This is a genomic window from Pseudobutyrivibrio sp. MD2005 (assembly GCF_000621865.1).
Taxonomy (GTDB): Bacteria; Bacillota; Clostridia; order Lachnospirales; family Lachnospiraceae; genus Pseudobutyrivibrio.
On the sequence record NZ_JHXE01000017.1, the window covers coordinates 1 to 14,213 of the forward strand.

The window sequence follows — 14,213 nt, forward strand, 5'->3', positions numbered from 1 at the left end:
CAGAGTGTAGACAAAGTGTCGCGGGTTTCGCCGCGACCTTTTCTTTTTAATAAGGAGGAACTGGAGTCAGCGGACTCCAGTTCTTTCATTTTTTGGATATCCAAATGATGATAAAGCCTTGATTTTTCAAGCTTTCTCTCCTCTTTTTTGGTATAATAGAATTATCAAAACAAGGGGTTAGAATAATGATTACAGAGCAAAAAGAGAAGGCTAGAAAGCAGATTGCATTTGTATGTACAGATGATTTGGTTCCTCAAGATCATCTTCTTAGAATCATTGATAAAGCTATTGATTGGTCGTTTATATATGATTTAGTCAGAGATAAATATTCTCCTGATCAGGGCCGTCCAAGTATTGACCCTGTCACTCTCATCAAAATCCCATTGATTCAATATTTATACGGAATAAAAAGCATGCGCCAAACTATAAAAGAGATTGAGGTGAATGTTGCTTTTAGATGGTTCTTAGGTCTAGAACTCTATGACAAGGTTCCTCATTTTTCGACCTTTGGAAAGAACTATTCAAGAAGATTCGAAGGTACTGATTTATTTGAGCAAATCTTTCAGCACATTTTGGAAGAATGCTATCGCTTTAAACTTGTTGACCCAACAGAAATTTTCGTGGATGCAACTCATGTAAAAGCAAGGGCTAACAATAAAAAAATGCAGCGAAGAATTGCGCAGCAGGAAGCTTTGTTTTATGAGGAGATGCTGAGAAAAGAAATATTATCAGATAGAGCTGCTCATGGTAAAAAGCCATTAAAAGATAAAGACGATGATGACCACTCATCTGGTTCGTCAGGTGGTAATGATAAGTTTGAGGATTACACTGATGATGTTCCTTTGGATGGTAAAACAATCAAGTGTAGCACTACCGATCCCGAAAGTGGATGGTTTAGAAAAGGTGAGCACAAGCATGTCTTTGCATATGGAATTGAAACAGCTTGTGATAAGAATGGGTGGATTTTAGGCTTCGATGTTAATCCTGGCAATGAGCATGACAGCAGAACTTTCAAAGGTCTGTATGATAAACTTCAGGACATTGGTATGGAAAAATGTGTTGTTGATGCAGGTTATAAAACTCCTGCCATTGCAAAGCTACTTCTTGATGATGGAGTCAAACCAGTTTTTCCATACAAGAGACCTCAGACCAAAGAAGGATTCTTCAAGAAATATGAGTATGTCTATGATGAATACAATGACTGCTATATTTGTCCTAATGACCAGATATTAAAATACAGCACTACAAACAGAGATGGTTATAAGGAATACAAAAGCTGTGGTCACATATGTGAGAAGTGTGAGTTCTTAGGACAATGTACAGCCAGCAAGAATCATGTAAAAATTGTAACTCGTCATGTCTGGGAAGAATACATGGAAACATGTGAAGACATAAGACATACCTTAGGAATGAAAGATTTATACTCTCACAGAAAAGAAACCATTGAAAGAATCTTTGGAACAGCTAAAGAGAATCATGGTTTTAGATATACACAGATGTATGGTAAGGCGCGCATGGTAATGAAGGTTGCGCTTACCTTTGCGTGTATGAATTTAAAGAAGCTAGCAAAAATACAGCAAGAATGGGATTTAGAAATGGCCTAAAGAAAGGCCTTTTTTAACAAAAATCAGAAAAGAAGCTTAGAAAAAAGGAAAGGATGCTGCAAAACTCAGTTTTGCAGCATCCTCTTTGTCTACAGTCTGAAGGAGCAGTGATTACTCACTGCCCCTTTTCTTATCTATTCACCCATATTGGTAAAAAGGTTCTTAATTTCCTCTTCCTTAGATTCCTTTAAAGATACGCTTACATTTTTGATTTCCATTCCATCCTGAGCGAAGTACAGCTTTACATAGAATCCTGACATGCAGAACTCAAAATCTACTGTAATAGTCTGCCATTCCTTGTCAGCACCTGTAAGAGTAATCATCTTTACCATGTTGCCATCTCTGAAAATGCTAAGTGGAATCTGTGCCAGGTCACTGATTGCATTTGCTCTGATATCCATAGTAAGACGATAATCTCCTCTAGTCTTCACACCTACATTTATGATGTTTGTGCTGTTACGACTAGTCTTGATAAGACTTGCATCTACAGGTATAGGCTCTTCGTTTTCAAAGAGACATTCTATCATGTTGTCGTAGATTAATTCATCCTCATCTGTCTCATCTAACAGCTGATTATCAAGCTCATTGTTTTCTTGGATGTATCTGAAAAATACAGGCTTATTCATTATAAACTTGCAGATATTTGCTGCATTTCTTTGATATTCAGCCCTTGAGACAATGCCCTTTTCCAATGCTTCTACAGAATTATCCTGATTTGTGTTTTCTGCAGCATTTGGTGTTACCATATAAAGATCATTCTGGGCAGAAACAATAGCTGCCATGTTTCTGGCATCCCCTTCTTTGACCTTTCCACCTTTAGCCCACCAGTCAGTCATTACTATACCATCAAAGTGCCACTCGCCACGTAATATCTTTGTAACCAAATCATAGTTAGATGAAGAGTATACGCCATTAATTGGACCGTATGTAGTCATAACAGCATGAGCATTTCCCTCTTTAACTGCAATCTCATATCCCTTTAAATAAATCTCACGAATTGCACGAGCTGATGCTACATGCTCAACAAAATGACGTCTAGCTTCCTGTGTATTCATAGCAAAATGCTTGATTGTTCCTGTAACATCGTACTTATGCATTCCCTTAAGCTGAACTGCAGCACACTTTCCAGCAACAAGTGGATCTTCCGAAAAATACTCAAAGTTACGTCCATTAAGTGGATTTCTATGAATATTCATTCCAGGTCCTAAAAGTACATCTACCTTATTCTTGCGAAGCTCTAATCCTTCCCACTGGTATAATTCTTCCATTAATTCAAGATTCCAGCTGCAGGCAAGTGATGTTCCATTCGGCATTGCAAAAGCCTTTTTGCCAGAATCCATTCTGATACCTGAAGGGCCATCTGTACAACATGCAACAGGGATACCCTTTTCAAGTAATGATTCGGTGACACCGCCAAATGCACCGCCGCAACCTGGTGTAACCTTAGGAGAGCTCATGCCCTCACCTCTTACGATAGTCACAAGATCTTCATCACTAAACTGTGCAATGAATTCATCCATCGTTGCCTTGCCCTTTTTCACATCAACAAGCTTGATGCCCTTATCACCTGTTTGAGTAAGCTGTGCTGGCACATTGGCATCTCTGTGTTCAAAAGGTGTGACTGTCGCCTTTGGTGCTTTTTCGTATGAAACCTTGAAAGTGCCATCAGCACACACTTCCGGCTTCATTCTTTCGAAATCCATAATTGGAGCCAAGGCTTCATCTAGCTGCTCTACAACCTTTAGCTCTGGCAATTCAAAGCTTATATTTTCAGTAGCTCTTACATTATCTCCTACGTATATACGATATGTTCCCGCTTCCATTACATAAGCATTCTTGTGTCCTGTCACTCCAGAATCATCAAATGAAGACATAAAATAATCTGGTATAGTAACAACCACATTCTGAGCCTTACCTGCCTCAATAATGCCTGTTTTAGCAAATCCTACAAGCACCCTGGATGGATTTCCAAGCTTTCCCTGTGGCTTTTCTAGATAAACTTGAGCCACCTGGCTTCCAGCTCTGTCACCAGTGTTTGTCACCTTTACTGATACATTTACTTCATCATTTTTGTATTCAAAACCATCAATTTTAAAATCAAAATCAGTGTAAGACAATCCATATCCAAATGGATAAAGCACTTTGTCTTTGGCAAAGGTCTCAAAATATCTATACCCCACATAGATGTCTTCAACCTGAACATTAAGATCCTTGTCGCCAAAATTAGCAGTTGAAGGATAATCCTCTATATCGTAAGCGATTGTATCTACCAGATGTCCTGATGGATTCACATCACCTGATAAAACATCAACTGCACCACTGCCACCTTCCTGGCCTCCCTGCCAAATATAAAGTACTGCAGATGGGTTGTACTGCTTAACCCATTTCATATCGATGATATTTCCAACATTTAAAAGTACGATAGTCTTATCAAATGCGTCTGTAACGTTTTTTAGCATCTCATGCTCATCATCTGTAAGAAGATAGCTTCCCTGTGTTGCAGAGTTATCCTGGTCCTCTCCTGCTGTACGTCCAATCAATATAATGGCTACATCAGAATCCTCTTTTGCTTTAGCCGCAACTTCTGATGTTATCTGCATTTCCTTTTGAAACCATGGTTCTGAAGCCCAACCGCATCCAGCATCGAATGGATTTTCCTTTACCCAATCCTCGTATGTCTGTCTAAGCCATGGATTAATAGTAAATCTATCATCATCCTCAAGTGCCTCATACACACCTGTAACATACTTCGTATTTACCATACCTCCAGAGCCAGTTCCACTTTTGTAATAATTAAACTGGCTTCTTCCAAATAATGCGATTTTAGTACCTTCTTTTAAAGGCAAAACCTGATTATTATTTTCTAGTAAAACAACGCCTTCTGCTACTGCCTGTCTCGCCAAGCTGGCAAATTTTTCTGTGTCGAATAATCTTGATGTCATTATTATCCCTCTCCTACATTATTTCTTGTCTAAACTGTACATTTATTTTTCTATTATAGAATCTTTATTCAAATTTAGATACGAAGATTTTTACTCAAACATATCAATTTTTTAATATTTCTTATTAAATACTGCATTTCTCCCCATAGTATAATTGTTATTTTTACTAAGCTTTGGTAATATATTTAAGCAATCATTTTTGCCATCAGGCTAGATTTTTGGCAAGAATAATTACAATTTATGAGGTGTAAAATGGATCAAAGTAAAATCAGAAATTTTTGTATAGTAGCACATATCGATCACGGCAAATCAACACTTGCCGATCGTATCATACAGATGACAGGCACTCTCACTGACCGAGAGATGCAGGCACAGGTTCTTGATAACATGGATCTCGAGCGTGAGCGTGGTATCACAATCAAGTCTCAGGCCGTTCGTATTATTTACAAGGCAGATGATGGCGAAGAATATATCTTCAACCTTATCGATACTCCAGGTCACGTGGATTTCAATTACGAAGTTTCACGTTCACTGGCTGCCTGCGATGGAGCTATCTTAGTTGTAGATGCAGCTCAGGGTATCGAGGCTCAGACTTTAGCAAATGTTTATCTTGCCCTCGATCACGACCTTGATGTTATCCCTGTTATCAATAAAATCGATTTACCATCAGCAGACCCTGACCGTGTAATCGAAGAAATCGAGGATGTCATCGGCCTTGAGGCGCAGGATGCACCAAAGATTTCTGCAAAGACAGGTCTTAATATACACGATGTTTTAGAGGCTATTGTTCATCAGCTTCCTGCTCCAAAGGGCGATACTAAAGCACCTCTTCAGGCGCTTATCTTCGACTCACTTTACGATCCTTACAAGGGCGTTATCGTATTCTGCCGAGTAAAAGAAGGCACACTTAAAGTAGGCGACAGTGTCAAGATGATGGCCACAGGTGCACAGTTTGATGTTGTAGAAGTTGGATATTTCGGTGCAGGCCAGTTCATCCCATGTGACGAGCTTCCTGCAGGTATGGTTGGCTACATGACAGCATCTATCAAAAATGTTAGAGACACTCGCGTAGGTGATACAATCACTCATGTTGAGAATCCTGCTCCAGAGCCACTTCCAGGCTACAAAAAGGTCAATCCTATGGTTTACTGCGGAATGTACCCAGCAGATGGAGCTAAATACCCAGATTTGCGTGATGCCCTCGAAAAGCTTCAGCTCAACGATGCGGCTTTACAGTTTGAGCCAGAGACATCAGTAGCTTTAGGCTTTGGTTTCCGTTGCGGTTTCCTTGGTCTTCTTCATTTAGAGATTATTCAAGAGCGTCTTGAGCGTGAGTACAACCTTGATTTGGTTACCACAGCTCCTTCCGTTGTATACAGAGTTCACAAGACAGATGGCACTATGATTGAGCTTACCAATCCAAGCAATCTTCCTGATCCATCAGAGATTGATTACATGGAAGAGCCTATCGTTGAAGCCGAAATCATGGTTACAAGCGATTACATCGGCGCCATTATGGATCTGTGTCAGGAGCGTCGAGGCCAGTACATCAGCATGGAATACATCGAAGAATCCCGTGCTGTTATCAAGTACACTCTTCCACTTAATGAAATCATTTACGATTTCTTTGATGCTCTTAAGAGTCGTTCACGTGGATATGCCAGCTTCGATTACGAAATGAAGGGTTACATGAAATCAGAGCTTGTTAAGCTTGATATTCTTATCAATAAAGAAGAAGTTGATGCCCTTTCTTTCATCGTCTTCTCTGGCACTGCCTACGAAAGAGGTCGCAAGATGTGTGAAAAGCTCAAAGATGAGATTCCACGTCACTTATTCGAAATTCCTATTCAGGCAGCTGTTGGCTCAAAGGTTATCGCCCGTGAGACTGTAAAAGCTATGCGTAAGGATGTCCTTGCCAAGTGTTACGGTGGTGATATTTCACGTAAGAAGAAGCTCCTTGAGAAGCAAAAAGAAGGTAAAAAGAGAATGCGTCAGGTGGGCAATGTAGAGATTCCTCAGTCAGCCTTCATGAGCGTTCTTAAGTTAGATGAGGATTAAAATGACACCTATCGAACTATACATTCACATACCATTTTGTGTTAAAAAATGCTTATATTGTGATTTCCTCTCTGGGGTTTTCGATGAAAAAATGCAGCGGCGTTACGTCGCTGCTTTGTGCACTGAAATAAAATATGTCGCCAAGACTCATCCAGGCTGTCTCGTTAAGACGATTTACGTAGGCGGAGGCACTCCATCATGGCTTTCAGAAGATTTGATGGATGCCATCATTACAACTACAAAACAAAGCTTTAAGCTTGATCCTCTTGCAGAGATATCAGTGGAATGTAATCCTGGTACTCTCACTGCCGAAAAGCTAAATGTCTATCGGTCAATCGGAATCAACAGGCTTAGCATCGGTCTTCAGTCTGCCAATGATGATGAGCTCAAAGAGCTAGGACGTATCCACGATTTCAACCGTTTCCTACACACCTACGATTTAGTTCGCAAGGCTGGCTTTGATAACGTAAATGTGGATATTATGACAGGCTTGCCTCATCAGACAATAGAAAAGCTTGAGCGCACTCTAAATTCAGTCACCATGCTTCGCCCTGAACATATATCAGCCTATTCTCTCATTATTGAAAAAGGCACACCTTTCTATGAGAAATACAAGTTTGACGCTGTAAAACAGCAGGCTGGAATGGAAACTGAAGATTTGCCTACAGATGAAGAATCATATCGCCTATATAAGTACACCATGCAATATCTTGAAAGCAAAGGCTATAAGCGTTATGAAATATCCAACTACGCTAGAAACGGCAAAGTATGCCGCCATAATATAGGTTATTGGGACCGTGTACCATACTTAGGATTAGGTCTTGGTTCCGCTTCTTTATTTGACAATGTCCGCACAAACAATGTAAGAGACATATATAAATACGTAGAAACATCAGAAGCAATTGAAAAAGGGCTAGACCTAAACTACGAGCTATCTTCTCCTTATATCGAGTCGGAAGATGTTTTATCCAAAAAAGATGCAATGGCAGAATTCATGTATTTAGGCCTGCGCAAAATCGATGGTGTTTCACGTGCTGATTTCTTCCAGATGTTTGGAATAGATATAGAAGCAATCTATGGCCCTGTTATCACTGCCCTGAGAAATCAAGGCTTTATGGATGCAAAAGAGGGTCGTCTTTTCTTAACCGATATAGGCATAGATGTTAGTAATCAGGTTTTATCAAAATTTTTATTAGATTAATGGCTAAACCTATTGACAAAATAGCATCTATTCACTATTATATTTGAGTATGCGTTGAACTGTCCGTGTCCGGCTACAGCGCAATTTAATTAGAACATTTTATTTTTATACAAATTGGAGGTGTAGCAACACATGGCAAATATCAAATCTGCAAAGAAGCGTGTTCAGGTTACAGCTATCAGAACAGAGCGCAATAAGGCAATCAGATCAGAGGTTAAGACATACGTTAAGCGTGTTGAGGCTGCTGTTGAGTCTGGTGACAAGGCTGTAGCTGAGTCAGAGCTTAAGGCTGCTATCAAGGTTATCGAAATGGCTGGTTCAAAGGGTGTTTATCATGATAACACTGTTAGCCGTAAGGTATCACGTCTTACAAAGCTTGTTAACAAGTTAGGTTAATATAAGAAATATAAAATTTAAAGCATCGGTCCCGTCAGCCGATGCTTTTTTTGTTCTATATTAGTTCTTCTAAAAACTCCAAACACTTGGTTCGAACTATTTCTGACGTTGCCCCATCAGGGATTCCCCCTCGATTTACATAATCTAAGATTCTTACAATTCCAAGTATCTGACATCTAATCTTTTCTTTATCAATGTCTTCCTTACTCTTATCTTTTAAATAAAGCGAAAGTGTTCTGTCCCAAATATATTCTGCATCTTTAACAGATATGCCAAGATGCTGGACAGCGGCAGCCTCGTTGATATGCGGAAATATCAGATAGGAATTAGTAATGGTGGCCAAATCAAAAATCTCATCCCCATAGCACAGCGTATCCATATCAATAAGCATTAGCTCACCACCACTATATATAATATTTTTCATATGGAAATCACCATGAAGGAGCTTTCTGGAGTCCGGGATATTATTGATAATAGCTTTTATCTTTTGATATTTATCTTCTCCAATTAATTCTCTTATACTATCATTCCATTTGAGATGGTCTGCCTTCATATCAGGTAAGTCATCTGCGGTAACATCAATTGAATGAATTTCCTTTAGAAGCGTTACGCTAGATTCAATGAAATAATCTAGATTTGCTCTGCTTTTATTTACGAATTTATCTAAAGGCTCAGAATCAAGAAGCTCATATACTGCTCCGTAACATTCCCCTACCTTAACTATGTCAAAAGAGATAGCTGTAGGCACTCCCAAAATAAGAGCTCTTTTGGCCCTCTCCTTTTCCATTTGTACTTTTTCCAGTTGAATATCAGGCCTGTACACTTTTACCACTGAATCTTCGGCAATTTTATAAACCGTGCCATGTGCGCCCTGTCCAAGTATTTCGCATCCATCAATACTGAGAGTTTTAAATTCATGTTTGTTTCCCATATGTAACCCCTATCCCCAAAATAAAGTCTGTGCTAATAGCAGTTCTCTATCATATATAAAATTCTATCATATTTCACAGAATCTTTCCGCATTGATGATATAATTCAAGCATATTCACTATATTTTCTGAAATTATCAAAGGAGGCCCACATGGATATTGAGATTTTATTAATCTTACAGCAATTTAGAGAAGGTGCCGGTTCATGTCTTTTGGATTTCATGCAAAAAATGACATATTTCGGAGAAATGAACACTGTTCTGATCATCAGTGGGATTATTTATTGGTGCATAAGCAAGAAATTCGGTAGTTATCTTCTGATGGGTTGGACTTTCAATAGAGTTCTTAATGGCTTTTTAAAAGTAACAGCCTGCGTATACAGGCCATGGGTAAGAGATTCGCGTATTCTACCTAACAGTGAAGCTATGGCCACAGCAACAGGCTATTCCTTTCCAAGTGGTCACAGTATGAATGGCGCATCACTTTTTGGTGGTAGCGCAATACGCAAGGAGCTAAATATAGCACTACGAATTGTACTTTTTATCACCCTATTGCTAGTAGCATTCAGCCGTATTTACCTAGGTGTACACACTCCTCAGGACATCAGCGTCGGTGTAGTTATTGGCCTTTTTGTAATGTGGCTTACTACCAAATTGATGTATTGGATAGATAAACATCCAAAAAAAGATATAGTTGTATTGTATGTAGGTGTTCTAATAGCAGCAATTGTCGCTGTATACGCAGTGTTAAAATCATATCCTGAACACTACGATGAGCTGGGAAATCTTCTTGTAGACGGCTCGAAGATGGCAAAAGACACATTTAAGGGCGTCGGCTGGTGTATTGGATTTTTAGTTGGATGGGTTTTAGAACGCAGGTATATTAACTTTTCTACAGATGTTTCTATGATGACAAGAATGACGAGACTTGTCATAGGACTTCAGGGATACTATGTCATAAATCTTATATTGAATCATCAGCTTAAAATCCTACTTCCTTCTGTAGCCGCTACCCTTCTAACCTGCTTTATACAGATGTTTTATGTATCATTTCTATTCCCATTATGTATGAGATCTTTGGATGATGAGACGCCTAGGCGCTGATAATGAATTATAGGAGTCAGTAAATTTTTCATTTACTGACTCCTATGTTTTTATTTTTATATGGAGCGTCAGTGATTTAACGGATGTTCGTTGATGTACTGCTCTAGGATTTCAGCAGCATCCCCGATTATTTCTGCACATGGACGCTTTTTATAGTATTCAGCAGTACGCGCCTCTGGAACCGGAACGTCATGCTTAACATTTAAGCCTAGCATTTCGCGGCAAACAATTGAGCCATGCTTTTCTTCGAATCTGTGAGCCAACTCTTGTATTCGCGCATAATGATCGGCTTTTACTTGGCCAGTCTCTGGTCCATCATAGCCATACAAAAGCCCTGCAATCATAAACATTCCGCTTACAGAGCCGCACACTTCCCTGAGCCTTCCCATTCCGCCTCCAAAAGAAGATGCCAGTTTTAGCATCTGAGAGCCATCTACGGGCAATAAATCTTCAAATGCCAAAACAATTGACTGTGAACAGTTATATCCATTTTTAAAATTAGCCATTGCGGCTTCTCTTCTTGTCATAGTTTATTCTTTCTCTTCAACTCCATTAAGTGCGTCCACAATCTTCTCCTTCCAGTTTTCACCAGTCAGATTCTTTTCTATCTTCTTTCTAGGACGCTTTCCTCTGATTGCTTCGATTTGTTTTGTGGCAATATATTTCTGCAAGAATGATGCATGGTCCGCTGCGATGGTGCATCCATTTAGCACGCCACCATTTTCAAAATCTTTTCGATTATTTATTCGTCCACGAATCTTTGCAACAAGGACTTCTTCTCCTTCATCATCTTCATCAATCAAATGAAGAATAAACTCCTGATTTTCATCAAGCTGAGCCCCCAACGGCTCCACGAATCCCACTCCACAGTATGATAAATCTCTTACTATAACAGAGTAGACTTTTTCGCCCTGTTCAACCTCCATCACCTTATCTATATTAATTCTAACGCCACGACGTCTGTTGTATCTGTCTCCATCCAGACGTCTGCTAACAACTGCATGTATAGTTTTTCCTGTATTAAGGGTATATTTAGCAATCTTAACATTTTCCCAATGAAAGATTCCTGCCTTGCAAATCACAATAAGACTCAACTTAGAAAGGGTTCCTTTAAAATCCACTTCCTTCATTTTATCCTGCCATTTGTTTTTAATATTATCTAAAGGTAAAATCTTTTTACCATATTTTTCCTCTAGCTCTACAATCTCCTCTTCCGTCAATTTAGCATATTCTGCAGGAAGCTCAACCTTTCTATTATCCATAGTTGCAACTATAGAGATAGTTGAATCAGGTGTGATATCAGCTATATTTAATTTTGTATTTCTTGCCTCACTCATACTGTAATTATATCAAATCAATCACATAATAGTCGTGAAATTGATTACTTTCCTGCATACTTCATAATTATTAATTCTACGGCAAGCTTTTCATCGAGCTTGCCGGTTTTAAATTGTTCTTCAAAATCTGCTGAATCCTTAAGCAGCGCTGATATTTCTTTATCAGAGAAATTGTTTGAAAGCTGCATTACTCGCCTTACTGCAAAATCAGGCATTCCCATTTTAGAAGCGATTGTAGATGCATTATTTCCAAAGCTTAAAAGCTCTTTGATGACCTTCATCTGTCTAAACTGACGGATAATCATAGAAAGAATACGCATCGGCGGTTCTTTCGCCGATAGCATATCCTGATACAAATCCATAGTTTTTGCCATATCTTTTGCTGAAATTGCATTTAGCATATCAAATATCTTTGTCTCAACTCTGGCAACACATACAGCATTGACATCTTCTACGGTAATCTGATTTCTATCCCCTACATAAGAAATAAGCTTATCAAGCTCTCGGGACATGTTATCCATGGAATCATGGGTCATAATCAAAAACTGGGACCAGGCATTTTCTTTCATTTGCTTCCCTGCGGCATTTGCCTTAGCGCCTACCCACTTTTTTAGCACACTTTCATTAGGCATATTGATTTCGATGGCCCTATCACAGGCTTTCGCAGATTTATAAAGCTTACCCCTCTTATCAGCACTAGCCTCAACAAAAATAAAAATAGTAGCCTCTGAAATATGAGAAAGATAATCGCCAAAGTCTCCCGGCATTTTCTTTCCAAAGCCTGTGTTCTCAAGCAAAATCACTCTATGCTCAGCAAAAAATGGCATCGTCTCTGCCAACTCTATTATCTGTGGTGTATCAATATTATCATTATCAAACTTGGAGAAGTTCATATTATCGCCCTCATTAACAAGAGCCTTTATAAGCTTATTCTTATACTGAAGCTTAAGATATTCTTCCTCCCCATAAAGTAAATATAAGTTTTGAAATTGTCCGCTTTTTATATCTTCATCAATTCGTCTCATAGCAAAAATTATACCCTAAAATCCGCCGTACTTAAAGTAAGACTTCATTTAGGGTATAACCATTCTTTAGGCGTTGAGGAGGCGGCTGATTTCATCAACCATTTCGTTGATTGTGCGGGCTTGAGATGCAACTTCCTCTGTGTTCTTTGCATTGCTTTCTGCCATTGAACGAATAGAAACAAATTGCTCGTTCTCGTCACGAATGCTTTCAGCAATGTTTTGATTAATGTCTACTGTCTGCTTAATAATTTGTGACTGGCGCTTAATTGCCTTGTCCATTTCTGTTACAGCTTCCACTGATTCATTGAGCATTACACTCATTTCTCTAACATCAGAGAATACCTTCTTGAACTGCTCGCTCTGCTCATCAAGCTTAGATGCATTGTTCTCAACCTGAGTGGTGATTTCCTTAACATTCATCTGTACTCTATCTATTACGGCGCCTACATCATTCAGTGAATTAGATGTGCTTTCTGCAAGCTTACCAACTTCTGTAGCAACTACAGCAAAGCCCTTGCCGGCTTCACCAGCTCTGGCAGCTTCAATTGATGCATTTAAAGCCAGCAAACTGATTGAAGATGAAATTCCCTGTATAAGCTCAAGTGTGGTGCCGATTTCTTCAACAGCATTTGATAAGCGCTCAGCTATGTCTGTTGTAGTTGCCATAGAATCAGCAACCTCGGCATTGATGCCCTGCAAATCATTCAATGCCTTTTCATTTTCATTAGATTTATCTAATAAATTATCTGATGTGGTCTCAACCTTCTCAACATTCTCAACTACAATGCTTTCACAATCACTAAGCTCTGAAAGATTGTTCATACTCTCATCAGCCTTAGTTCCAAGAACATTGCTGCTTTCTACAAGGTCATCACTTGTCGCTGATAATTGTTCTGCAGAGGCACTCTCGTCTGATGCAATATCCATTAACGCTGAACCTGCAACTACCATCTTTTCGGAGATAGTTTTAACTGCATCCATCACTCCAACAACTTTACGGTTGTTTTCCTCTAGCTCGTCCTTCTTTGCATTAACAAGGAAATACGATACAAAGAAAACGAATAAAACTAGGCCTGCTATAGAAATAAACAAGCCAACCAAGCACATAATTATATCTGTAACAAACAACTCATCCTTAACAGGAAGTAAGTCTGTACCCTTAATAAACCATGCAATAATAAGAGATACAACCGAAATAATTCCTGTAGTTAATAGCTGTTTAATATCAAGGAAGAAGCCAATTAGCGTTAAGAAAAATGCCAAGAAACCCCAAAAAGTTCTAGTTGGAGTCATATAAATAATATAATTCCACTGAATAATTAGAACTACAGAACAGAAGATTTTACCTAACTGAAGCTTGCCTTCTAAAAGATAGCCGTCTTCATCAAAGGATGTTTTTAGGATTATCATTCCTGTAATTAAAAAGCATATATCCATAGCTGCAAAACAGATTACAGCAAGCCAAGAAATGCTTTGATAAAATCCCAAAACTTTTTCAGTAATAAACATACATGTTGCAAACATGCATGCACCAGTCAACGCTATTATTCCCCACTTAAAAACCGCTGAAAGATACACTTCAAAAGCCGACTTCTTGTTCATTTGATACCCCTCCTAA

The 14,213-nt window shown here is 38.9% G+C and carries 11 protein-coding genes; 5 read left to right on the plus strand and 6 right to left on the minus strand.

The window, feature by feature from the left end; genetic code table 11:
* Nucleotides 1-185 precede the first annotated feature (185 nt).
* Nucleotides 186-1,604 carry an IS1182 family transposase gene (locus T498_RS15275; RefSeq protein WP_155951011.1) on the plus strand — a complete coding sequence of 473 codons (1,419 nt, stop codon included), beginning with the start codon at nt 186-188 and terminating at the stop codon, nt 1,602-1,604.
* A 134-nt stretch (nt 1,605-1,738) separates the two neighbouring features.
* On the opposite strand, the gene T498_RS0107590 is transcribed toward T498_RS15275, so the two are convergent.
* The gene (locus T498_RS0107590) at nt 1,739-4,546 is read right to left on the minus strand and encodes a glycoside hydrolase family 3 protein (protein ID WP_028235388.1); all 2,808 of its coding nucleotides are present in this window, start codon (nt 4,544-4,546) and stop codon (nt 1,739-1,741) included.
* 252 nt (nt 4,547-4,798) lie between these two features.
* Between T498_RS0107590 and lepA the strand changes: the two genes are divergently transcribed.
* The 3 genes from lepA to rpsT all read left to right on the plus strand — a co-directional run bounded on the left by lepA (nt 4,799) and on the right by rpsT (nt 8,201).
* The gene (gene lepA / locus T498_RS0107595; protein ID WP_028235389.1) at nt 4,799-6,604 is read left to right on the plus strand and encodes a translation elongation factor 4; all 1,806 of its coding nucleotides are present in this window, start codon (nt 4,799-4,801) and stop codon (nt 6,602-6,604) included.
* 1 nt (nt 6,605) lies between these two features.
* Nucleotides 6,606-7,805 carry a radical SAM family heme chaperone HemW gene (gene hemW / locus T498_RS0107600; RefSeq protein WP_028235390.1) on the plus strand — a complete coding sequence of 400 codons (1,200 nt, stop codon included), beginning with the start codon at nt 6,606-6,608 and terminating at the stop codon, nt 7,803-7,805.
* Nucleotides 7,806-7,937: 132 nt separating this feature from the next.
* On the plus strand, nt 7,938-8,201 hold the full coding sequence (gene rpsT / locus T498_RS0107605; RefSeq protein ID WP_028235391.1) for a 30S ribosomal protein S20: 264 nt from the start codon (nt 7,938-7,940) through the stop codon (nt 8,199-8,201).
* 55 nt (nt 8,202-8,256) lie between these two features.
* Here rpsT and T498_RS0107610 read toward each other — a convergent pair whose 3' ends face one another.
* Nucleotides 8,257-9,132: a phosphotransferase gene (locus T498_RS0107610; protein ID WP_028235392.1), complete on the minus strand. Its 876-nt coding sequence runs from the start codon at nt 9,130-9,132 to the stop codon at nt 8,257-8,259.
* Nucleotides 9,133-9,282: 150 nt separating this feature from the next.
* Between T498_RS0107610 and T498_RS0107615 the strand changes: the two genes are divergently transcribed.
* Nucleotides 9,283-10,233, plus strand: coding sequence for a phosphatase PAP2 family protein (locus T498_RS0107615; RefSeq protein WP_028235393.1), 951 nt, complete (start codon nt 9,283-9,285; stop codon nt 10,231-10,233).
* A gap of 68 nt (nt 10,234-10,301) precedes the next feature.
* Here the strand turns inward: T498_RS0107615 and T498_RS0107620 are convergent, their stop codons facing one another.
* The 4 genes from T498_RS0107620 to T498_RS0107635 all read right to left on the minus strand — a co-directional run bounded on the left by T498_RS0107620 (nt 10,302) and on the right by T498_RS0107635 (nt 14,197).
* The gene (locus T498_RS0107620; protein WP_028235394.1) at nt 10,302-10,760 is read right to left on the minus strand and encodes a C-GCAxxG-C-C family protein; all 459 of its coding nucleotides are present in this window, start codon (nt 10,758-10,760) and stop codon (nt 10,302-10,304) included.
* 3 nt (nt 10,761-10,763) lie between these two features.
* A complete protein-coding gene (locus T498_RS0107625) occupies nt 10,764-11,570 on the minus strand; it encodes a PilZ domain-containing protein (RefSeq protein ID WP_028235395.1) in 807 nt (268 codons plus the stop codon).
* 44 nt (nt 11,571-11,614) lie between these two features.
* Nucleotides 11,615-12,595, minus strand: coding sequence for a DNA polymerase III subunit delta (holA, locus tag T498_RS0107630; RefSeq protein WP_028235396.1), 981 nt, complete (start codon nt 12,593-12,595; stop codon nt 11,615-11,617).
* 66 nt (nt 12,596-12,661) lie between these two features.
* Nucleotides 12,662-14,197 (minus strand): methyl-accepting chemotaxis protein, encoded by a 1,536-nt coding sequence (locus tag T498_RS0107635; protein ID WP_028235397.1) that lies wholly within the window; start codon nt 14,195-14,197, stop codon nt 12,662-12,664.
* Between the last annotated feature and the right edge of the window lie 16 nt (nt 14,198-14,213).